General features: G+C 54.8%; 18 protein-coding genes. 4 read left to right on the top strand and 14 right to left on the bottom strand.

Annotation, left to right across the window (positions count from 1 at the left end; genetic code table 11):
* Positions 1–19: 19 nt before the first annotated feature.
* The 4 genes from araJ to fdnG all read right to left on the bottom strand — a co-directional run bounded on the left by araJ (position 20) and on the right by fdnG (position 5,995).
* Positions 20–1,207, bottom strand: a complete 1,188-nt coding sequence (araJ, locus tag DFO56_RS05125; protein WP_045508361.1) for an MFS transporter AraJ — start codon at positions 1,205–1,207, stop codon at positions 20–22.
* A gap of 194 nt (positions 1,208–1,401) precedes the next feature.
* Complete coding sequence (gene fdnI, locus DFO56_RS05120; RefSeq protein ID WP_045508358.1) at positions 1,402–2,058, bottom strand: formate dehydrogenase-N subunit gamma; 657 nt, start codon at positions 2,056–2,058, stop codon at positions 1,402–1,404.
* Positions 2,051–2,935, bottom strand: coding sequence for a formate dehydrogenase subunit beta (gene fdxH / locus DFO56_RS05115; protein ID WP_016496044.1), 885 nt, complete (start codon positions 2,933–2,935; stop codon positions 2,051–2,053). The genes fdnI and fdxH overlap by 8 nt, the downstream gene beginning before the upstream one ends.
* Positions 2,936–2,947: 12 nt before the next feature.
* A complete protein-coding gene (gene fdnG, locus DFO56_RS05110) occupies positions 2,948–5,995 on the bottom strand; it encodes a formate dehydrogenase-N subunit alpha (RefSeq protein WP_147271664.1) in 3,048 nt (1,015 codons plus the stop codon).
* Between the two features lie 220 nt (positions 5,996–6,215).
* Between fdnG and yddG the strand changes: the two genes are divergently transcribed.
* Positions 6,216–7,100, top strand: a complete 885-nt coding sequence (gene yddG / locus DFO56_RS05100; RefSeq protein WP_045508349.1) for an aromatic amino acid DMT transporter YddG — start codon at positions 6,216–6,218, stop codon at positions 7,098–7,100.
* Between the two features lie 12 nt (positions 7,101–7,112).
* Here yddG and DFO56_RS05095 read toward each other — a convergent pair whose 3' ends face one another.
* Positions 7,113–8,600 carry a SmvA family efflux MFS transporter gene (locus tag DFO56_RS05095; protein WP_045508346.1) on the bottom strand — a complete coding sequence of 496 codons (1,488 nt, stop codon included), beginning with the start codon at positions 8,598–8,600 and terminating at the stop codon, positions 7,113–7,115.
* Positions 8,601–8,720: 120 nt separating this feature from the next.
* Here DFO56_RS05095 and DFO56_RS05090 point away from each other — a divergent pair, with 120 nt between their 5' ends.
* Positions 8,721–9,296, top strand: a complete 576-nt coding sequence (locus DFO56_RS05090) for a TetR family transcriptional regulator (RefSeq protein WP_045508343.1) — start codon at positions 8,721–8,723, stop codon at positions 9,294–9,296.
* Here the strand turns inward: DFO56_RS05090 and nhoA are convergent.
* From nhoA to DFO56_RS05070, 4 genes are all read right to left on the bottom strand, one after another.
* Positions 9,293–10,135 (bottom strand): N-hydroxyarylamine O-acetyltransferase, encoded by an 843-nt coding sequence (gene nhoA / locus DFO56_RS05085; protein WP_045508340.1) that lies wholly within the window; start codon positions 10,133–10,135, stop codon positions 9,293–9,295. The genes DFO56_RS05090 and nhoA overlap by 4 nt on opposite strands.
* A gap of 75 nt (positions 10,136–10,210) precedes the next feature.
* Positions 10,211–11,866: an iron ABC transporter permease gene (locus DFO56_RS05080; RefSeq protein WP_045508337.1), complete on the bottom strand. Its 1,656-nt coding sequence runs from the start codon at positions 11,864–11,866 to the stop codon at positions 10,211–10,213.
* Positions 11,867–11,912: 46 nt separating this feature from the next.
* Positions 11,913–12,881, bottom strand: coding sequence for an ABC transporter substrate-binding protein (locus tag DFO56_RS05075; RefSeq protein ID WP_045508334.1), 969 nt, complete (start codon positions 12,879–12,881; stop codon positions 11,913–11,915).
* Positions 12,878–13,579: an ABC transporter ATP-binding protein gene (locus tag DFO56_RS05070; RefSeq protein ID WP_016496035.1), complete on the bottom strand. Its 702-nt coding sequence runs from the start codon at positions 13,577–13,579 to the stop codon at positions 12,878–12,880. Before DFO56_RS05070 ends, DFO56_RS05075 begins: the two co-directional genes overlap by 4 nt.
* Before the next feature lie 237 nt (positions 13,580–13,816).
* Between DFO56_RS05070 and DFO56_RS05065 the strand changes: the two genes are divergently transcribed.
* The gene (locus tag DFO56_RS05065) at positions 13,817–15,595 is read left to right on the top strand and encodes a sensor domain-containing diguanylate cyclase (RefSeq protein WP_045508331.1); all 1,779 of its coding nucleotides are present in this window, start codon (positions 13,817–13,819) and stop codon (positions 15,593–15,595) included.
* A 70-nt stretch (positions 15,596–15,665) separates the two neighbouring features.
* Complete coding sequence (locus DFO56_RS05060; protein WP_016496033.1) at positions 15,666–16,238, top strand: flavin reductase family protein; 573 nt, start codon at positions 15,666–15,668, stop codon at positions 16,236–16,238.
* An 8-nt stretch (positions 16,239–16,246) separates the two neighbouring features.
* On the opposite strand, the gene DFO56_RS05055 is transcribed toward DFO56_RS05060, so the two are convergent.
* The 5 genes from DFO56_RS05055 to DFO56_RS05035 all read right to left on the bottom strand — a co-directional run bounded on the left by DFO56_RS05055 (position 16,247) and on the right by DFO56_RS05035 (position 20,578).
* The gene (locus DFO56_RS05055) at positions 16,247–17,185 is read right to left on the bottom strand and encodes an alpha/beta hydrolase (protein ID WP_045508328.1); all 939 of its coding nucleotides are present in this window, start codon (positions 17,183–17,185) and stop codon (positions 16,247–16,249) included.
* 123 nt (positions 17,186–17,308) lie between these two features.
* A complete protein-coding gene (locus tag DFO56_RS05050; protein WP_045508325.1) occupies positions 17,309–18,265 on the bottom strand; it encodes a cyclase family protein in 957 nt (318 codons plus the stop codon).
* 296 nt (positions 18,266–18,561) lie between these two features.
* Positions 18,562–18,792: a tautomerase PptA gene (gene pptA, locus DFO56_RS05045; RefSeq protein ID WP_016496030.1), complete on the bottom strand. Its 231-nt coding sequence runs from the start codon at positions 18,790–18,792 to the stop codon at positions 18,562–18,564.
* A 71-nt stretch (positions 18,793–18,863) separates the two neighbouring features.
* Positions 18,864–19,907: an acyltransferase gene (locus tag DFO56_RS05040; protein ID WP_045508323.1), complete on the bottom strand. Its 1,044-nt coding sequence runs from the start codon at positions 19,905–19,907 to the stop codon at positions 18,864–18,866.
* A gap of 11 nt (positions 19,908–19,918) precedes the next feature.
* A complete protein-coding gene (locus DFO56_RS05035; RefSeq protein ID WP_233500374.1) occupies positions 19,919–20,578 on the bottom strand; it encodes an SGNH/GDSL hydrolase family protein in 660 nt (219 codons plus the stop codon).
* Between the last annotated feature and the right edge of the window lie 134 nt (positions 20,579–20,712).

The following is a 20,712-nucleotide window of genomic DNA, read 5'->3' as shown; positions in this document are numbered from 1 at the left end:
GACCCGGTGGGCACAAGGCTCACCGGGTGGAGGACGAGTGCTGAACAGCCTGCTGCGGTTGATGCTTTGTTTTTCGGTGACCATAGATCAGAAGCGAGGTCATGGCGGCAAACGTCAGCACCGCTGCCGGTAACGTCAGGTAGCTGTAAGTGAAACCAAACGCAATAATCAACCCGCCAAACCAGGCACCGACCGCGTTGCCGAGGTTAAACGCCATCTGTCCCCCTGCCGCGCCGAGCATTTCACCGCCCTTCGCATTTTGCAGCAGCATGATTTGCAGCGGCGCAGAGAGCGCAAACAGCCCGGCGCAGCAGACAAAACCAAGCGACAACGCCCCCACTTTGCTTTCACCGGCGACAAACAGCGCCAGCATCGCCAGCATAATCAGTAATTCCGTTACCGCCGCGATGCGCACTGGGCTGAATTTCACCGAAAGCCTGCCGCTGAACATATTGCCCAGCACCATACCGAGACCCATCAGCATCATGATCAGTGTCATCGCGCTTTCGCTGAAACCGGAAACATTGACCATAAACGGCTTCACATAGCTAAACCAGGCGAATACGCCCGCGTTGCCGAACATGGTGGCGGCAAAAATCAGCCACGGTTCTGGTTTCTTCAGGAAGTGAAACTGCTCGCGCAGGCGACTTTCGCTGGTATCAAACAGCGACGGCACCCAGGCAATCACCGAGACGATCACCAGCGCGAAAAAGACGGCGATCAGCAAGAAGGTGTAGCGCCAGCTGAACGTGTGTCCGATCCACGTGCCGAGCGGAATGCCAATCAGATTGGCGACGGTCATTCCGGCGATCATCCCGGCTACCGCCATGGTCACTTTTCCCGGCGGCGCGATTTTAGAGAGGATTATCGCCCCCACGCCAAAAATCGCCCCGTGCGGGAAACCGGAAATCAGGCGCGCGATAATCAGCATGGTGTAGGAACTGGAAAAGGTAAAAATGGCGTTACCGACGAGACACAGCGCCACCAGAAACAGCAGCGTGTTTTTCAGCGAAAAGCGGTTCGAAAAGAGCGCCATGATCGGTGCGCCAATCACCACGCCAAAGGCGTAAGCGGAGATCATGTGCCCCGCCGAAGGAATTGAAATGCCGACATTGTTCGCGAGTTCGGTCAACACGCCCATAATGCCGAACTCCGCCATGCCCAGACCAAAGGTCGCAAGTGCCAACGAAAAAACGGTTTTTTTCATACCACTAACCACTTGTTAAAAGTTTGCGACAGGCATTATTGACTATTCATGCCACAGCGACCAGTTGAAATGGCCGGGCTGGCATATAAATCCATGCATTCGGGCAGATTAATGAATAAAGCGCAAAAGGTGGGAAACGCAGGTGTGCGGAAAGATAAAACCGCTCCGAACGGTTATCCGGAGCGGTTTGCAGATTATTTAATGCCTTCGGTGCTCTCTTTTTTTGCTTCCAGACGCTCCACATCGCGATACCAGCGCGGGTGGTGTTTCTGCGCCCAGCGGCGGCTCACTTTCCCTTCAACCATCCCTTTGATGGAGCCTTTCACCCAGAACGCCATATACATATGGATCAGGATAGCGTGCAGCAAAATGATCGCCGAAGTGGCGTGCAGCAGCAGGCTGTAGCGGATCACCTGAATCGGGAAGTAGTGCGCAAAGTACGGGCGCCAGATAATCACCCCGGTTACCAGCAGCACAAAAATCATGCTCATGATTGACCAGAACATCATCTTTTGCCCGGCATTGTATTTGCCGACTTTCGCCACCTTGTGCTCGTTGCCTTTCAGCACTTCGACAATGTTTTTCAGCCACGGCAGATCCTGCTTGTCCGGGATGTTGTGATGCACAAAACGCACAAACATAAACATCAGCGCGAGGAAGACAACCACGCCAAAGAACGGGTGCAAAATGCGCCCCATCTGCGGTGTGCCGAAAGTTTCCGTTAGCCATTGCAGCGTCGGGAAGAAAAACGAAATGCCGGACAGCGCGACCAGGAAAAAGCAGATCACCACCGTCCAGTGACAGGCGCGGTCGATAAACGTGGTGCGCACAATCATTTTTGACTTACTCATGGTGCTCCTCTTCATCGTCATCCACCTCTTTGTTCGGCCCGATGCCGATGTAGTGGTAAATCAGCCCGGCGAAGGTGGCGAGGAAGCCCGCCGCCGACAACGGTTTCAGTACCCCTTTCCACAGGTTGACCGAGGTATCTATCTGCGGATCTTTCGGCAGGTTGTGGTACAGGCCCGGCTGATCGGCATGATGCAGCACATACATCACATGCGTACCGCCCACGCCCTGCGGGTTGTAGATGCCCGCACTGGCATAACCGCGCGCCTTCAGCTTTGCCACGCGCTGCTCGCCAAGCTCCAGCATCTCGGCTTTGGTGCCGAAATGGATAGCGCCGGTCGGGCAGGTTTTCACACACGCGGGCTCCTGGCCGACGCTGACGCGATCGACACAGAGCGTGCATTTGTAAACGCGGTTATCCTCTTTGTTGAGGCGCGGCACATTAAACGGACATCCGGCGATGCAGTACCCGCAGCCGATACAGTTCTCCTGCTGGAAATCGACAATACCGTTGGCGTACTGAATAATCGCGCCCGCCGACGGGCAGGCTTTCAGGCAGCCCGGTTCCGCGCAGTGCATACAGCCATCTTTGCGGATCAGCCACTCCAGTTTGCCGTTCTGCTCGGTTTCGCTAAAACGCATCACCGTCCAGGATTTGGCGCTCAAATCGGCCGGATTATCGTAAACCCCGACGCAGTGCCCCACTTCATCGCGAATATCGTTCCACTCCGAACAGGCCACCTGGCAGGCTTTGCAGCCCACACAGGTGGAAACGTCGATAAGTTTGGCGACTTCCGCTTTGTAATCACGCGCCCGCGGGGGCGGCGTGACCGGGTTGGTGGCGGAGCGTTTCAGAATGTCCTGCGTTTCCATAGCCATTATTTCGCTCCTTTACGCCTTCTCGATATTGACTAAAAACGCTTTGTACTCCGGCGTTTGCGAGTTTGCGTCGCCCACGTTCGGCGTCAGGGTGTTGGCGATATAACCTTTTTGCGCCACCCCTTCAAAGCCCCAGTGCAGCGGAATACCAATGGTTTCCACCTGCTGACCATGAACCTGCAAAGTCCGCAGACGATGCGTCACCACCGCGACCGCGCGAATAAAGCCGCGCTTGCTGCTCACCGTCACGCAATCGCCGTTGGCGATGCCTTTTGCCGCTGCCAGCGTTTCGCTGATTTCGACAAACTGCTGCGGCTGGGCGATGGCGTTGAGACGCGCATGCTTGGTCCAGGTGTGGAAATGCTCCGTCAGGCGGTAGGTGGTGCCGACATACGGGAACTGATCTTTTTTCCCCATCCGTTTGGCATCGTCCTCGAACAGACGCACTACCGGGCTGGAGATCACGTTCGGGTGCAGCGGGTTGGTGCCCAGCGGTGTCTCCACCGGCTCGTAGTGTTCCGGGAATGGCCCTTCCGCCAGCTTGTCGAGGGCGAACAGCCGACCCAGCCCCTCCTGCTGCATGATGAATGGCCCGGTATTGCTGCCCGGCGGCGCGGTGTTGAAGTCCGGGATGTCGTTGCCGACCCACTTCGTCCCGTTCCACTGGATCAGCATCCGTTTCGCATCCCACGGTTTACCCTGCACATCCGCCGACGCGCGGTTGTAGAGCACGCGGCGGTTTAGCGGCCACGCCCACGCCCAACCGAGCGTATTGCCAAGCCCGGACGGATCGGCGTTATCGCGGTTCGCCATCTGATTACCCAGCTCCGTCCAGCTCCCGCTGTAGATCCAGCACGATGAGGCGGTGGTGCCGTCATCGCGCAGCAGCGCAAAGCTATTGAGCAGTTGGCCTTTTTTCGCCAGCAGTTGCCCGTTGGCGTCATAGAGATCCGCCAGCGCGTAGCCGTTGTTCTCTTTCGCCACTTCTTCCGAGTGCGGGTTGTGCGGCTGACGGTAGTTCCAGGACATCTTCAGCAGCGGCTCCGCGCCTTTGCCGCCTTCGGTGCGGTACATCTCGCGCAGGCGGTGGTAAATCCCGGCGAGGATTTCGCCATCGTTCAGCGCTTCGCCCGGCGCGTCCTGGCCTTTCCAGTGCCACTGTAACCAGCGGCCGGAGTTGGCGATCGAGCCATCCTCTTCGGCAAAGCAGGTCGATGGCAGACGGAACACTTCGGTCTGGATATCCGCCGGGTTGACGTCGTTCATCTCACCGTGGTTCTGCCAGAAGGTGGAGGTTTCAGTCACCAGCGGATCGATAACCACCAGGTACTTCAGCTTGCTCAACGTGCTGACCACTTTGTTTTTGTCCGGGAACGACGCCACCGGGTTAAAGCCCTGGCAGATATAACCGTTGACTTCGCCTTTCGCCATCTTGTTGAAGTACTTGATCACATCCCAGGCCTGATCCCACTTCGGCAACCAGTCAAAGCCCCAGTTATTCTCTTTCTGCGCCGCGTCGCCGTAGAACGACTTCATCAGGCTGACAAAGAACTTGGGATAGTTGCTCCAGTAGTTCACCTGGTCCGGCAACAGCGCTTTTGGCGTATTCGCCGCCAGGTACTGCTGTAAATCGGTCTGTTTTTCCGACGGCAGCGTCAGGTAACCCGGCAGGCTGGTTGATAATAGCCCCAGATCCGTCAGCCCTTGAATGTTGGAGTGCCCACGCAAGGCGTTTACCCCGCCACCGGCCATCCCCATGTTGCCGAGCAGCAACTGGATCATCGCCATGGTACGGATGTTCTGCGCACCGACGGTGTGTTGCGTCCAGCCCAGGGCGTACAGGAAGGTAGTGGTTCTGTCCGCCGCGCTGGTTGAGGCCAGCACGTCACACACTTTCAGGAAGTCCGCTTTTGGCGTACCGCAGATGTTTTCGACCGTTTCCAGCGTATAGCGGGCCACGTGCTGTTTCAGCAAGTTCCACACGCAGCGCGGATCGGTCAGCGTGTCATCACGTCTGGCGTAGCCGTTTTCATCAAACTGGTAGTTCCATGAGGTTTTGTCGTACTGGCGTTTTTGCGCGTCGTAGCCGCTGAACAAGCCGTCTTCAAAGGCAAAATCGTCCCGCACCAGCAACGCGGCGTTGGTGTAGTGTTTGACGTATTCGGCGTTGATTTTGTTGTTTTCGATCAGGTAGCGCAGCACGCCGGAGAGGAAAGTGATGTCCGTCCCGGAACGTATTGGCGCATAAATATCGGCAACTGATGCCGTGCGCGTAAAGCGCGGATCGACGACGATCAACGTGGCGTCGTTATTGTTTTTGGCTTCCATCGCCCAGCGGAAACCGACCGGGTGGGCTTCAGCGGCGTTACCGCCCATCACCATCACCACGTTGGCGTTTTTGATATCAACCCAGTGGTTGGTCATCGCACCGCGACCAAATGTTGGAGCAAGACTTGCTACCGTTGGTCCGTGTCAGACGCGCGCCTGGTTATCTACCGCCAGCATGCCGAGAGAGCGCACGAATTTTTGCGTCAGCATGCCGGTTTCATTACTCGCTGCTGAGGCACACAACATGCCCGTTGACAGCCAGCGATTGACTTTTACGCCTGCGGCATTGTTTTCAACAAAGTTGGCGTCGCGGTCGTTTTTCATCAGACGGGCGATGCGGTTAAAGGCGTCATCCCAGCTAATGCGCTGCCATTTGTCAGAGCCTGGCGCGCGGTATTCCGGGTAGCGCAGGCGGTTTTCACTGTGTACGTAATCCAGCAGACCGGCCCCTTTCGGGCACAGCGCGCCGCGGCTGACCGGATGATCCGGGTCGCCTTCGATATGATAGATGGCCTCTTTCGCGTTTTTCGCACCATCGCCCAGGCTATACATTAATAACCCGCACCCCACGGAGCAGTATGTACAGGAATTTCGCGTCTCTTTGGCGCGCAGTAATTTATAATTTCGCGCCTGCGCCAGCGCCATTTCGGGAGCAAATCCCAACGCGGCCGCCGTGGTTCCTGCCATTCCGCCCGCGCAGATTTTAAAAAATTGTCTGCGGCTGACGTCCATTGTTTTCCTCAATTATTGTCTTTGACTGCGGCCGGAAAACTAAACACTCCACGCAGTGAATTAATTGCGGTAAATCAATAACGCCTGGCGCTTGATACCTAATAGTCTCGAGCGTTCTCTTTTCATGACTCGAAAGGAGTAGATGGCATGCGATTCATTTCGTTTAGGCATTCACGCGTGTTATACATTGAGGCTTTGTTTCAGGCGGTTAAGTGCGGTAATGAATAAAAATAAAGCAACGCTGATTGGTTTACTGGCGGTATTACTCTGGAGCACGATGGTCGGTTTTATTCGCGCCGTCAGCGAAGGGCTTGGCCCGGTTGGCGGTGCGGCGATGATCTACACCTTAAGCGGGTTGCTGCTGGCTGTCATCGTTGGTATCCCGGATTTACGCCGTTTTTCAGCTCGTTATCTTATTGCCGGAAGCGTGCTGTTTGTCAGTTATGAACTGTGTCTGGCGCTCTCGCTGGGCTTTGCCGCGACGCGACAACAGGCGATTGAAGTGGGCATGGTCAACTATTTATGGCCGAGTCTGACGATTCTTTGCGCAATATTATTCAACGGTCAAAAAGCCAGTTTATGGGTTATTCCCGGTTTATTACTGGCGTTATTGGGCGTGAGCTGGGTGCTCGGCGGCGAAAGCGGCCTTAATATCTCTGAAATCCAGCACAATATTATCTCCAGCCCGCTGAGCTATGCGCTGGCATTTGCCGGTGCGTTTATTTGGGCGATTTATTGCACCGTTACTACCAAATACGCCAACGGCGCGAACGGCATTACGCTGTTTGTATTGCTGACAGCCGCGACATTATGGGTGAAATTCGCGCTCACACCGCAGCCGGAAATGGTTTTTACGCTGCCGGTTGTGGTGAAATTATTGATGACCGGCATTGCGCTCGGTTGTGGTTATGCCGCGTGGAATATTGGTATTTTGCACGGCAACGTCACCGTGCTGGCAGCCGCGTCCTATTTCACGCCGGTGCTCTCTTCCGCGCTGGCGGCGGTGGTGTTAAGCGCCCCGCTCTCGTTCTCTTTCTGGCAGGGCGCGCTGATGGTGTGCGCCGGATCGCTGCTCTGCTGGTACTCAACCCGCCAGCGCGCGTGATCCGGCCAAACGCTACGCTTTTTCCACTCGCGCCAGGCTAAACCAGATCCCTACCGCCAGCAGCATTAACAGTGCGCTGGCGGTGCTCAGTGCAATGCTGTGCGAACCGGTAAACGCCGTTTTCGCCGCCGAGATGATCCCTTCAGCAAGTGCAGGTGGTGCTTCCTGCGCCAGGCGGAATGCTTCACCAATGGAAGATGAAGCCTGCGCGGCGGTCTCGCTGCTTAACCCCTGCGGAAGCTGGATCGAGGCGGAGAAACTGCGGCTCAAAATCAGCCCAAACACGGCAATGCCCAGTCCGGCGCCCAGTTCGTAAGACATCGCTTCTATCGCCCCGGCGGCTGCCGCTTTCTCTTTGGGCGCTGCGGCCATAATCGCCGCCGTTGAAGCCAGTAACGCGCTCGCCGCACTGAAACCGAGCAGCGCCATCAATACTCCGGCCTGCCACGGCTGGGTGGCAAAATTGGTCGCGGAAAGACCAAGAAAACTCAGCGCGCTGAGCGCCATTCCGCCTGCGGCGACGCGGCGTAAGCCCAGTTTTGACACCAGAACCCCGGCAATCGGCCCGCTAAACCCGCTTGCCAGCATCACCGGCAGCATAAACACCCCGGCGGCAAATGGCGTGAAACCGTGGACAAATTGCAGCTCCTGCGCCATCAGCAGTTCAAAACCGACCAGCGTGACCATCGAGGTGATCGCCATCAATACACCGCTCAAAATCACGCGATGCGTAAACAGACGCATATCGATCATCGGCGTGCTGGCGGCCAGCTGAATGCGGACAAATCCGGTCAGCAAGGTGGCACCAACCAGTAACGTGCTCGCTACGATCCACAGCGGAAGCGTGCCTTTCATTGCCGTTTTGGCACTCCACACCAGCAGTAAGATGGCGACAATTAAGCTCAACGCCTGGTTCAGGTGTAACGGCTGATCGGCGCGGCCCTGCTGGCGCGGTACAAAGCGTGCGGTCAGCGCCATCACGACAATGACGATCGGCACGTTAATTAAAAATACCGACCCCCAGTAGAAATGCTCCAGTAACATACCGCCAATTAATGGGCCGAACGCCGCGCCGCCGGAACCAATTGCCGCCCAGACGCCGAGCGCCGTATTGCGTTGCTGTGCCTGCGAGAAGGTATTACGGATCCCGGCAAGCGTTGCCGGCACGATCATCGCCGCGCCCACAGCTAACAGCGCGCGCGTGGCAATCAGCCAACTGGCGCTCGCGGCAAAGGCCGCCAGTAACGAGGCTGCGCCAAACAGGCCGCTGCCGACAAGCAGCAGCCGCTTAAAACCAATTCTGTCGCCCAGCGCGCCCATCGGCAGCACCATACCGGCCATCACTAGCGAGTAAATATCAATTATCCATAACAGTTCATTTCCGCTGGCATTTAACTCCGCGCTCAGTGTGGGCGCGGCAACATGCAGCACCGTCGCATCAATCGCGACCGGAATATAAACCAGCACAATGATGACCAGCGTTAACCACTGACGAAACATACTCCTCTCCATCGTTTTTTCATTCCTGGACAGATGTCCAGAATCGCGATTCTACGTAAAGTTGAACGCATGTCCAGCTTTTTGTTAAACTCCGTTGACGCTCTATTTAACCGAGGTTGTATGCGCTATCTGAACAAGGATGATCGCCGGGAGGTGATCCTGAAAGCCGCGATGCGCGTAGCGCTGGCGGAAGGTTTTTCCGCCATGACCGTTCGCCGCGTGGCGAGCGAAGCCGGGGTTGCCACCGGCCAGGTCCACCACCATTTCACCTCGGCGAATGCATTAAAAGCCGAGGCGTTTATCCGCCTGATTGCGGAACTGCTGGAGGTGGAAGTAGTACCCGCGACCGCGCCATGGCGCGAGCAGTTGCACGCGATGCTGGGCAGCGATGAAGGCGGTCTCGAACCCTATGTGCATTTGTGGCGTGAAGCGTTACTGCTGGCGAGTAAAGAGCCGGAATTCAAAGGCGCGTACCTGCTGACCATGGAGATGTGGCACGTCAAAGTGGTGCAACTGATTGAGCAAGGCCGTGCGGCAGGTGAATTCACGGATACCGATACGGCGGCAAACATTGCCTGGCGCCTGATGGCGCTGGTCTGCGGGCTGGACGGGATTTGCATGCTGGGCATGCCAGATGTCGATGAAGCTGCCTTCAATCGCCATCTGGCCGTCATGATTGACAACGAGCTCCGTTAAACTTTTTCGCCGTGCAAATCGAAACCGGCCATCACCGTTTCCAGCTGTTGCAGGCTAAAGCCATACTGTGCGTCGTTCACACCAAGCCCAAAGCGCTGTTGCAGCGCGTCATACAGCGCCGGAACATCTGCAAAGGTCACCTCTTCCAGCACCTGACCGTTTTTCCAGTGGGTAAAATGGAAGTTGGTTAACGTCAGTTTGACGCCGTCCGGCAGATGGCGGCACATCAGCAAGTGATGGCGAAAATGGGATGCCGGCCAGTGTGCGGAGTGAAAATTCCCCATGACAAAATCGGCCTGGTACTGCTGACCCATCTCAAACTGATACATCGACTGCCAGCGTTCGTGGTGACGGAACTGGAGCACCCAGTCTTCCCCCTTGCGCTGCAAGCGGTAGACGCCATGCGGCGTGGCCTGCTCAATATCCTCCTGTAAGCGGATTGGCGCGGTCAGTGTCTGCCCGCCAAATCCGACATCGGCGATCCACGGCTCGCCCGCAATCTGCACCAGCAAAATACGGTGCGTGCGCGGTGGCATCTGGTGTGGATTAGCAATCACCACCCGTCCTAACAGGCTGCGCACCGTAAAACCCACCTCTTTCAGCACGCGCTCAAATAGCCCGTTCTGCTCAAAACAGTAGCCACCGCGACGGGCAACCACCAGTTTATGGAAAATCGCCTCATCGCTCAGTTCAATTTCGCGCGGCAGTACCACATCGAGGTTTTCAAAAGGGATAGCGCCGTTGTGATGTAAATGCAGCGCCCGCAGCGTTTCCAGTGAGACATCGGGCGTTTGCTCCCAGCCAATACGGGCCAGATAAGCGGTCAAAAAAGGGGTCATACAGGCTCCTTGCGAATGGTGTCCCGTTGTTATAGCGCATTTTTTTCGCGTTACCGTCGATTTCGTGCCCTCGATTTATCCCTTTGTGCTGCGCTGCATAATGCCGAGCGCGGTGAGCATCAATACCAGCCCGGTGAGCAGCGTCAGTGTTGCCATTGCCATCCCCTGACCTACTGAGCCTTGCTCGAATTGCCGCCAGATAAATACCGCCACGGTTTGTGTGCCCGCCGGCGCCAGCAACAGAGAGGTGACCAGCTCGCGCGAGGCAATGGCGAACACCATTAACATGGAGGCGAGCATCGCCGGGAAAACCAGCGGCAGCACAATCAGACGCAGTGCCTGGAACGCGCTGGCACCGTGAACCCGGGCGGCAGGCTCCAGGTTGCCGCCTAGCTGACGCAGGGCGCTGCCGATATAACGCACCGGCCACGGCAGCAGCAGGCAACAGTAAGAGATAAGCAAAATTGCCCAGCTGTTGTAGGGCGAAACCGGCCAGAAGCTGCGGTTCCACAGCAAAATCAACCCAACGCCAACCACCACGCCGGGCAGCGCGGCTGGCATCAGCGATAACGCATCAATTACCGAGCGCCCTTTTATCTTCTGCATCACCACCAGCCAGGCGGCGCACAAGCCCAGCGCGCCGGTAATCAGTGCCGCGCCGAATGCCAGCGACAAACTGGTGCCCAGCGCGGGTAGCGCATCACCGCGCTGTTCGAACAGCGCCGCAAAATGCTTCATGGTGAGATTATCCAGCGACACGCCGCCGGAAAGCGTAGAGCTAAAGCCGGTGAACGCCATCGATAACCCCGGTAGCACCACGGCGAGAAAACCGACCGCCGCCATCACCAGCAGCACCGGTAAAGTGGCAAAACCGAGTTTCGCCCCGACAAGCTCGGTCGGTTTCCCGGAAACACTAGTGACGTCTTTATCGCCGGTCAGTTTGCGTTGCAGCCACCATCCGCACAGCGCAATGGCGATCAGCACTACCGACAGCAGCGCCGCGCCGGGCAAATCGATCGGCCAGTCGGCGAGTTTCTCTTCGATACCGACCGTCAGCATCACCACACCGGAACGGGTACCCAGCGCGGCGGGCACGCCATACTCTTCCACCGCCAGTGTAAAGGCCAGCAACATACCTGCCGCCAGCGCCGGGGAAAGTAACGGCAAGGTGATATGGCAAAATGCGCGCCACGGCGTGGCGCCATGAACGCGGGCGACTTGTGCCAGGCGCTGCCCGCTGGCAAGCAAACTGCGCGATACGGCAAAGTACACCACCGGGAAGATATTCAGCGTCATCACCAGAATGATGCCGCTCTTGCTAAACAGCAGATTGTTGAGATCCAGCCCGGTGAGCTGCATCAGGTAGCCCTGGGTTTGCAGCACCAGCATCCACGACAGCGCGGCAATATAGGGCGGAGTTAAGAACGGGATCAAAAACAGCAGATCCCACAATTTCGGCCACGGTAAAGTAAATAACCCGCGCGCGACGCCAAGCGGCAAACCAATCAGTGCGCTGCAAAGCGCCACACCGCAGGCTATCTGTAGTGTCCCGCCGAACATGGCCGGCAGTTGCGGCTCTGACAATAAGGCGGGCATGGCGGAAAATGCGCCGCTGAATTTTCCGGCGCTAAAGTGCGGGAATACCGCCTGCAACACAATAAATAGCAACGGCAGCGCCACCAGTATCAGCAGCAGCGCCAGCGTCGCTTGCGCAATCAATCTCTGGTTCACAACGGGTATCCTGAAAGCGGGGTTACCCCCGCAAAGATCGAAAGGATTACTGAGCAAAGAGCGCGTTAAAGCGCTTCAGAACCTCGCCACGTTCACTGGTGCCGCTGCTCTGGGTTGGCAGCACTTTCAGTTCGGTAAACAGCGGGCGTTTCGCTTCCACGTCGGTGCGGGCAGGCATCAGCCAGGCGTCGGCGACCATTTTCTGCCCTTCCGGCGACAGCACATAATCGATAAACGCTTTAGCGTCATCGGCGTGTTGGGTGGTTTTGAGGATCATCATCGGGCGCGGCGCGATAACGGTGCCGCTGGCAGGGAAGATCACTTTCAGCGATTCGCCCTGCGCGATATTGCCATAGGTGACATAGTCGACCGCGCCAAACACCGCCGCTTTCGCCCCTTGCATCACCGGCGTTACCGCCTGGGCGTTCGGGCCGCTCACCACCATGCCGTTCTTTTTCAGCGCCCCGAACAACTGCCATGCGCGGTCGCCCATGCCATTTTGCAGACCGATCAGCAGATCAAGCGAGGCGCCGGAAAGTGACGGATCCGGCGTAGTCACTTTGTCTTTAAAGTCTGGAGATGTCAGATCGTTCCACTCTTTCGGCTCCGGGGTGCCGCTCTTGGTGTTCCAGACAATCCCCAGCGCGGAGATGCCCTGCGCCACATAGTCAGCGCTTTTCAGTGTCTGCGGGACATTTTGGGCATTGGCACTGGTAAACGGCAGCAACCAGCCGCGATGATGCAGATCTTCGGCGGTATCCCACGAGGCAGAAATCAGAATGTCGGCCTGCGGATTGGCCTGCTCGGCTTCGAGTCGCGCCATCACTTTGCCGGTGGTGGCCTGGAAAATATTAACTTTAACGCCGGTTTTTTGCTCAAAGCCGCTGGCCAGGCTTTTTGCCAGCGAGCCAGGACCTGCGGTGTAAACAGTCAGCGCGTGCGCGCTGGAGATCATCATCGACGACAGCACCATGGCTAAAGCGACTCCTTTTTTCACGGACAGTAAGGCTTTCATGCAATTTCCCCTGAGGTTGAAGTAACGGTTCGTACAGATTCAACGGTCCCGGACGCTAAATGCACAATGCGATCGGCAAGAAGCTGTGCTTCGCGGTGGTCATGAGTGACATACACGGCGGTGGTGCCGAGCTGGCGCAGCAGTCGCGCCATCTCAAGACATAAGGATTCGCGCAGCGCGGTGTCGAGATTGGAGAGTGGCTCGTCAAACAGCAGGACGCCGGGTTCGGCGACAATGGCGCGTGCCAGCGCGACGCGCTGCTGCTGCCCGCCGGAAAGGCCTGCCGGTTTGCGCCCGGCAAATTCCGCCAGCCCAACCCTTTCCAGCGCCTGCGACACGCGCTGTTCGCGCTCTGCGCGCGGCACGTTGCGCATTTTCAGCGGGAAAGCGACGTTTTGCGCCACGCTCATATGCGGCCACAGCGCGTAATCCTGAAATACCATGCCGATATCGCGCGCTTCCGGCGGCAGCGTCCAGCCCGCTTTCGCCACCAGGCGATCGCCAAACCAGATCTCACCTTCCGCCGGTTCACTCAGCCCTGCCAGCAAGCGCAGCAACGTGCTTTTGCCGCAGCCTGACGGGCCGAGCAGCGCGACAATGCTGCCAGGTTGAATATGTAAATCGATGTGATTAAGAACGGTATGTGCGCCAAAGGCGTAGGAAACGCCTTGTAAGCGGATGTCTGTGAATGCGCTCATTCACGCCCTCCCGTAACAGAAAGTCGTGACGTACCCGCGGTCTTCATCCGACGGGGCGCATCCACCTGCACAAAAGTCAGGGGAGCAAACATATTGTTATCCTCTTTGGGATTTGATTGCGGCTGACTATAGGCAGCGAATATGACGAAGAAATGACGTCAATATTGCGCATTGATTTTTAACTGAATGTCTAAACTGATAGGCATATTCCCGCACTCACGTCGAAAAGGATCCCCCGTGCGCATCGCTACGATCACCAATTTTGCTTATACCGCGACCGTGGTATTGACGCTGACCTCCGGCGTGGCGCTGTTTATGGCGTCGAATGCGGAACGCGCCGAGCGTGACGCCGTGGCGCAAAATCGCGTTTTCGATACGTTGACGGACGATCTGGAAAAAGAGGCTTATGCGCTGAGCGAACTGGCGCGTGAAGCGGTGATCAAGAAGCAGCCGGAAGTGATTCAAAGCTGGAAAACCCGCCAGCAGCAGGATATCGCTCTGGAAAATCATCTGGTCGCCCTGCGTGACCGTGGCGCTTCCGATGAAGAGTTACTGATCCTGCGCGATGGGCTGTCGACGCTGGACCAACTCGAAGATGAGCAGCGCATCGCCATCGCCGATATCGAAGCCGGGAAAACGGACGAGGCGATGAATCTGTTGTACAGCGCCAGCTATGAAGAGCGACTTTCCGAAGCGGAGTACCGTTTCGCCCACTTCCGCAGCTTGTCGGATCAGCGTGTCCAGAGCGCGATAAGCGAAGCAACCGATCGCTCTTTACGTTTACGCACGTTATCAGAAATTATGGTCGGGCTGACGGCGCTGCTGTTCCTGTTTGTGCTTGGTTTTATTATCAAACACCGCATTTTGCGCCCGGTGGTGACGTTGAGCGATGTGGTTAACCGCCTCGCGACCCAGGATTACAATGTAGAAGCGCCGGTACTGGCGCAGGTGGATGAAATTGGCGATATGGCGCAGGCCATTCGCATATTTCGCGAAAACGGCCTGACCCGGCAGCGGCTGGAACAGGAGCGCGACGCGGAGTGGGCCACGCGCACGTTGCTGGCGCGAATGACGCAACGACTTCAGGGGTGTGATTCTCATAGCGCGATTTTTCGCGTGGTCAGCCGCTTTGCGCCACAAATTATCCCGGATATGGGTGGACGGTTGTTTGTACTTAATCCCCGCACTAAGCGCATGAAGTGCGTGGCGCGCTGGGGGTTGCCGCCGGGCGAAGACGCCCCCTTCCCGGCCGAACATTGCTGGGCACTGAAACGCGGGCAGTTGCATAGTCCCGCCAAAGGTGGCGTTGATATGCCCTGTGAACATATCAAGCCAGAGCTCGCGTCACGCGCGATTTGTGTGCCGCTTAATGCGCAGAATAAAAGCATTGGTTTGCTCACTTTCGATAATTACACGCCGGGCAAAGAGCCGCCCTATATCTACCTTGAGCTGCTGGCGGAAACGCTGGCCCTGGCGCTGGCCAATCAGATCCTGCGCGATACGCTGACGGAACGCGCCATGCATGATTCGTTGACCGGCCTGCTCAACCGCCACAGTCTGGATGAGACGCTGCGCAATATGCTCGACCAGGCGATGGTGGAAGGCACGACGCTGAGCTGTCTGATGGTCGACGTGGATTATTTCAAGAAACTCAACGACCAGTACGGCCACGACGCGGGTGACAAAGTGCTGCGCGAGCTGTCACGGTTGATCACCGAAACGCTGGATGACAACAGTGTTGCGTTCCGTTATGGCGGCGAAGAGTTCCTGCTTGTTCTGCCCGGTGCGGATGAAGTGCAGGCGAAAAAAGTGGCTGAGACGCTGCTGCACAATGTCCTCAATCACCACATGCTGTATGAATCACAGGATATTGGCCCGGTATCGGTTTCCATTGGGCTGGCGACCTGGCCGCGCCACGCGCGCGCGGATAATCTGGTCCGGGCAGCCGACCTGGCGCTCTATCTGGCGAAAGAACAAGGCCGCGGTCAGATTGTGGTGGCAAGGAGCACCGGATAATGCGCCACGTCTTGATTTTGCCGCCTGTTCGGCCATTTAATGGCAGAAACGTTTGCACAGAGGAACCGCTATGAGCTATTTCCGTCCGGTGGCGTTAGAACATGCCAGCCGCCTGCTAAACCACGGTCCGACCATTCTGATTACCAGCCGCGATGAGCAGATCGACCGGCGCAATATCATGGCGGCGGCGTGGTCAATGCCGGTGGAATTTTCCCCGCCGCGAATTGCGATAGTGGTGGATAAAAGTGCCTGGTCGCGCGAGTTGATTGAACACAGCGGCATGTTTGGCATTGTGGTGCCAGGCGTTGCGGCAACGAACTGGAGTTACGCGGTCGGCAGCGTCACCGGTCGCGATGAAGATAAGTTTAATTGCTATGGCATTCCCGCTTTTGCCGGGCCGGTGCTCGGCCTGCCGGTGATCGAAGAGAAGTGCCTGGCGTGGATGGAGTGTCGTTTGCTCCCGCCGACCGCCGCGCAGGAAAAATATGACACGCTGTTTGGCGAAGTGGTTTCCGCCGCCGCCGATGAACGTGCGTTTATCAACGGGCGCTGGCACTTTGATGACGATAAGCTGAACACCATTCATCATCTTGGCGGCGGCACGTTCGTCACCAGCGGCAAGCGCATTACCGCTGGCGAATAACGAAGCATTTACTCAGGCAGCGCCTCGATCCAGTTCATCGCCAGTTCTGGCCAGACCGCTGCCGGCAGGTGTTTTACACCGCGTACGCCAAACCCATGTTGCCCCTTGCTGAACAGATGTAATTCAGTGAGCACCTGATGCGCGTGCAGCGCGTTGAACATCACCAGCGAGTTGGCCACCGGCACCGAAGGATCGTCCGCGGCATGCAGCAAAAAGGTTGGTGGTGTTTGCGCGGTCACATTCTGTTCCGGCGAGTAGTGTTTAATCTGCTCCGCCGTTGGCGTTTCACCAATCAGCGCTTTTCGCGAGCCGGGATGGGCAATCGACTGATCCATTGAAATCACCGGGTAACCCAGCACTACAAAATCTGGCCGTGCGTGCTGGTTATCAATGTCGTCCACCGGTGTGTACACCTCCTCGTCATAGCGTGTTTCCAGACTTGCCGCCACGTGCCCACCTGCGGAGAAACCCATCACACCGATTTTTTTCGCATTGAGATGGCGTGATCCTGCCTGCGCGCGCAAGGTGCGCACAGCACGTTGTGCATCCGCCAGCGGTGCGTTTGAACCTTCGGCGTGACCATCTTCCGGCATGCGGTAGGTCATTACAAACAAGGTGTAACCACGCGCATTGAATGGCGCGGCTAAATCACTGCCCTCTTTATCCAGCACCACGCGTTTATAGGAGCCACCCGGGATCACGAGGATGGCGATACCGTTGGGTTTTTGCGGTTTGTAAACGGTGATTTGCGGCGCTCGAATGCCGGTTACGGCGCGGTCGGGAAGCGCAGGATCTGTACTGCGCTCGGTTAATACAAAACTGACCGGGCTACTTTTGGCGCCTGGCGCATCGCCTTGCGGCCAGACGGGAAAATGCTCTGGTGCGGCAACGGAAGGGTGCGAAAAAAGGAGCAGCGCGAATGTCAGTGAACTGAGTTTCCGGAACATAATCATCTCCATGTCAAAGATGCTTATGTAACATTAACCCGGTAAATGAAATTCGAGCCGCTCCACAGAACAATGTTTTACTAAAAATGAAAACCACTTCAGGGTAGCGCTAACAACAAACCACTAATAAATCGCCACAGGGTTGATGTTGACCTGTGTTGAACCGGTGTACAGCGGTTGGCCAAGGACGAACAAGAATTCCCAAACTTGCTTGCTGACCAGTGGACGTGTATCGATCAACTCCAGGTTGTAGATACCCCGCTTCGCTAACAGATAGTGATTGATCGCGAATTCCTCCTTAGTTGCCGGGTTTGGATACACTTCAGACGCCCAGGTATCACCGCCAAACGCGACGATCTGCTGGTCCGCCAGCCATTTTGCTGCTTCCATGCCAATGCCAGGCTCCTTTTCCAGAAACTGTTTATTGTCTTTACCAACAAGTTCCAGCCATCCGGTATTGAATAAAACGATATCGCCCTTCTTGAGGGTTAATCCCTGGTTTTTTAATACCGACTGAATATCCGCGACGCTAAACTCTGTACCGCCGGGAACAATCTTTTGTTGATAAAAAGCGGTCATATCTAATACCACACCTCGCGTTACCATCGGCGGGACTTTTTCAATGCCTAATTTTTTAACCCCATCGATAGTGACAAAATCTGCCGCTTTATTACCGTTGTAATAGATATTATTAATGTCGATATGGCCAATATCATTTAACAGCATGCCCACGCCTGTCCGTGTATTAACCTGTTCGTCACTAAAGGTGGATGTATTCGGGCCATGTGTATTCCCATCCTGCTGGCCGGATTGAATATTGTAGAGATGAAAACAACAGTGTTGAAACGCCGGGAAATTCTTATCAACCGCTACCGACAGCGGCACCACAATGCCCTGTTTTACAAGGCGAATAGCTTGTAAAACACCCTCAGGCGTGAGCAAGTTGGCGGCACCTGTTTCGTCATTTTCACCATAAACAGAGGGATACCAGTTTTGTGATTTCGCAGCGGGTTCTGTGGCCTGTAACGGCAGTGCTGCAAACAAGGGCAATAATAATATGAAAGAACGAGATGGCTTCATGAATGACGTTCCTTGTTTAGTGCGTTGCTGCCGCAATTTATCCAACCAGCGCTTTCCGTGAAAATTATATTGCTCTGTTCTTTAATCCGAGCCAGATAATAAAAACTCTAGAGTTGTATTTAAGAACGCGCAAATATGAATTTTCTGAAAGCGAAAATAATGAAAAAAGTGATGTGCTTACATTCACAATCAGAATGCTGCGTATTATATATTCCGGGAGGTTGTTCAAAAAAATAGGATCTTTTTTACTTATTGGTAAAAAAAAGCCTGCGCAACAGGCGCAGGCGACAGGAAATTTACAGTGAATAGCCAGGCTTCTTGATAAGCGTGTCGATATGCGGCGCAATGTCGGTGTCCCACACCTGCGCTTTCCAGTCGTCCGGCGTGACTTCGTTAAGGGCGACGCTGACAGCGCTATCTTTGCTGTTCAAATGGCGAATAATTACCTCAGCGATATCGCTCGCCAGTGCGGTTTTTTGCTCCTCAGTCAGATCGCGGGGAAAACATTTGATATCAACGTGCGGCATAGCAAACTCCTTGTTTTATAAAGAGAGTGACAGTAGCACAAGTTACTGCTCATTGCGCCGCATTCAGGTTATCAAAGTGTGACAATTCTGGCAGTTATCTTTGATCTTTTCAGCAACGCACAGAGGCCATATGCCAGGATAAAAGCCAGCAAGGAGTAAGCAATGATATAAAGATAACTCTTCGCCCCCGGGATGCTTCCTAACAGCTTTTCATGAATAAACACGCTATGTACTTCCACCACAAAAATGTTATGTACAAGGTAGATCCCTAACACACTGTCACTCACATTACTCACCCAGCGCGGCAAGGCGTTAATATTCAGGTTAACCACAAATAAAAACAAACCGACCGATGTGATAAGTAATAATAAGTTATAAAACTTGCCATAAAAGATGGCGATCCCCGCGCCGGACGAAATGAAGGCCAATATTAACAATGCGGCAATCGCCATTATTAACGTCATAATATGCGCCACGGAGAATGGCCTGAGCGCTGGTTTAACCAGCCCGAGATAGCCGCCAATTAAAAAACAGATCAGCCCTTCCGGTTGAAAGGGAATAAGTAAGTTAAATGCAAATAGCGAGAAATGGAAACTGGCTTCAGTCCATGCATTGATTAATGTCAGATTGGCGATAATTACCATTAACATAACCACTTTCAGAATTTCACCCGCGCGCTCTTTCTTAAACGCATGGCGCATTAAAGGCGTGAAAATGTACAGCGGGATAATGGCAAATATAAACCAGAGTGGCGTTGCTTCTGTAGTGGCTTTGCTGACATTCAGGTAATTAAGAAGATTTATTTCCGGCACATCGGTAAATCGGCTTATCCACCAGGTGTCATAGGCGTAATAAAAGAGTAACCAGAAAATCAATACGCCAACGATGCTTTTAATCTTGGCAATAACATAGTTCGCTTGATTTTCGTGTTTGTTATTTAATAAAAAATAGCCGCTACAGATAAAAAAAAGGGCAACACCAGATAGCCCCGCCTGTCTGAAAAAGCACAACACGACATCGCTTTCGTCGCGATTCAGAAAAAACAACGTCACGTGCGCCAGGATGACAAGAAAGATCGCGAGTATCTTGAGAAGGTCGATGGTTGCAATTCTCATAGCCACCTCTCCTACAGCGATAAGATAAAGTGCGTAATCTTAGTCGCCAGCCTTTCCATGCCTAATTTTGAAGGGTGCAAACCATCGGGAATCACGCCAGCTGTATTACTGGTCATAATATCCATATTGAGTTCGTTGAAGCCGGAGTTCTTTTGTAGGTCGAGATAAGGTATGGAATATTCCTCACACTTTTCTCTGCTCACGTTGCAATAATCGGCCAGATAATATCCTTTGGCATTTTTTTGTCCATGACCACGCGCAATTGAAACAGGTGTCGTAACAACAAACCCTACTCTGGCCAACGGATATTTTTTTATGACGCCAGTAAGCAGCAGATCCATTGCGCCATAAAAAGTCAGTGACGTTTTATCGTGTTTATCGCCTATTTCAGTGCCGCCTTCCGAGCCGAAGTTAAAACCGAAATCGTTGCCACCGCCCCAGATAGTAATAAGATCAGGATTTTCCCCCATGGTTTTATAACGTAAACAGATGGCTGAATTATCTTGCTCATTTTTTTGTGCGATACAGGTTCCACCAATTCCGTAGTTTGTCCATTGCGCCAGCCCTAAATTCTCTGCGACGATAGGTTGATACCATCCCCGTTCTGTTATGCTGTCGCCAAGCGTAAACCATGAACCACCTTTCAAATACGAATGAATATACTCCATCATTTTCACCCTGTTAAATTACTATTCCGATTTTGCGATAAAAATGCAATATTGCGTCAACGACGAAAATTCGCCAAATGTTGTCTCATATAAACGGGGCGATTTCAAATTATTTTTTCCTCGCCCCAATTTTATAT

The organism is Kosakonia sp. AG348 (genome assembly GCF_003337365.1).
In the GTDB taxonomy this organism is placed as follows: Bacteria; Pseudomonadota; Gammaproteobacteria; order Enterobacterales; family Enterobacteriaceae; genus Kosakonia.
The sequence above is the reverse complement of the archived record's forward strand: the minus strand, read 5'-3'. Positions and strand labels throughout refer to the sequence as shown.

What these genes read in the sequence shown, in the direction of transcription:
- araJ (WP_045508361.1), bottom strand. Translation starts at nt 1,207, where the DNA reads ATGAAAAAAACCGTTTTTTCGTTGGCACTTGCGACCTTTGGTCTGGGC.
- fdnI (WP_045508358.1), bottom strand. Translation starts at nt 2,058, where the DNA reads ATGAGTAAGTCAAAAATGATTGTGCGCACCACGTTTATCGACCGCGCC.
- fdxH (WP_016496044.1), bottom strand. Translation starts at nt 2,935, where the DNA reads ATGGCTATGGAAACGCAGGACATTCTGAAACGCTCCGCCACCAACCCG.
- yddG (WP_045508349.1), top strand. Translation starts at nt 6,216, where the DNA reads ATGAATAAAAATAAAGCAACGCTGATTGGTTTACTGGCGGTATTACTC.
- DFO56_RS05095 (WP_045508346.1), bottom strand. Translation starts at nt 8,600, where the DNA reads ATGTTTCGTCAGTGGTTAACGCTGGTCATCATTGTGCTGGTTTATATT.
- DFO56_RS05090 (WP_045508343.1), top strand. Translation starts at nt 8,721, where the DNA reads ATGCGCTATCTGAACAAGGATGATCGCCGGGAGGTGATCCTGAAAGCC.
- nhoA (WP_045508340.1), bottom strand. Translation starts at nt 10,135, where the DNA reads ATGACCCCTTTTTTGACCGCTTATCTGGCCCGTATTGGCTGGGAGCAA.
- DFO56_RS05075 (WP_045508334.1), bottom strand. Translation starts at nt 12,881, where the DNA reads ATGAAAGCCTTACTGTCCGTGAAAAAAGGAGTCGCTTTAGCCATGGTG.
- DFO56_RS05070 (WP_016496035.1), bottom strand. Translation starts at nt 13,579, where the DNA reads ATGAGCGCATTCACAGACATCCGCTTACAAGGCGTTTCCTACGCCTTT.
- DFO56_RS05060 (WP_016496033.1), top strand. Translation starts at nt 15,666, where the DNA reads ATGAGCTATTTCCGTCCGGTGGCGTTAGAACATGCCAGCCGCCTGCTA.
- DFO56_RS05055 (WP_045508328.1), bottom strand. Translation starts at nt 17,185, where the DNA reads ATGTTCCGGAAACTCAGTTCACTGACATTCGCGCTGCTCCTTTTTTCG.
- DFO56_RS05050 (WP_045508325.1), bottom strand. Translation starts at nt 18,265, where the DNA reads ATGAAGCCATCTCGTTCTTTCATATTATTATTGCCCTTGTTTGCAGCA.
- pptA (WP_016496030.1), bottom strand. Translation starts at nt 18,792, where the DNA reads ATGCCGCACGTTGATATCAAATGTTTTCCCCGCGATCTGACTGAGGAG.
- DFO56_RS05040 (WP_045508323.1), bottom strand. Translation starts at nt 19,907, where the DNA reads ATGAGAATTGCAACCATCGACCTTCTCAAGATACTCGCGATCTTTCTT.
- DFO56_RS05035 (WP_233500374.1), bottom strand. Translation starts at nt 20,578, where the DNA reads ATGATGGAGTATATTCATTCGTATTTGAAAGGTGGTTCATGGTTTACG.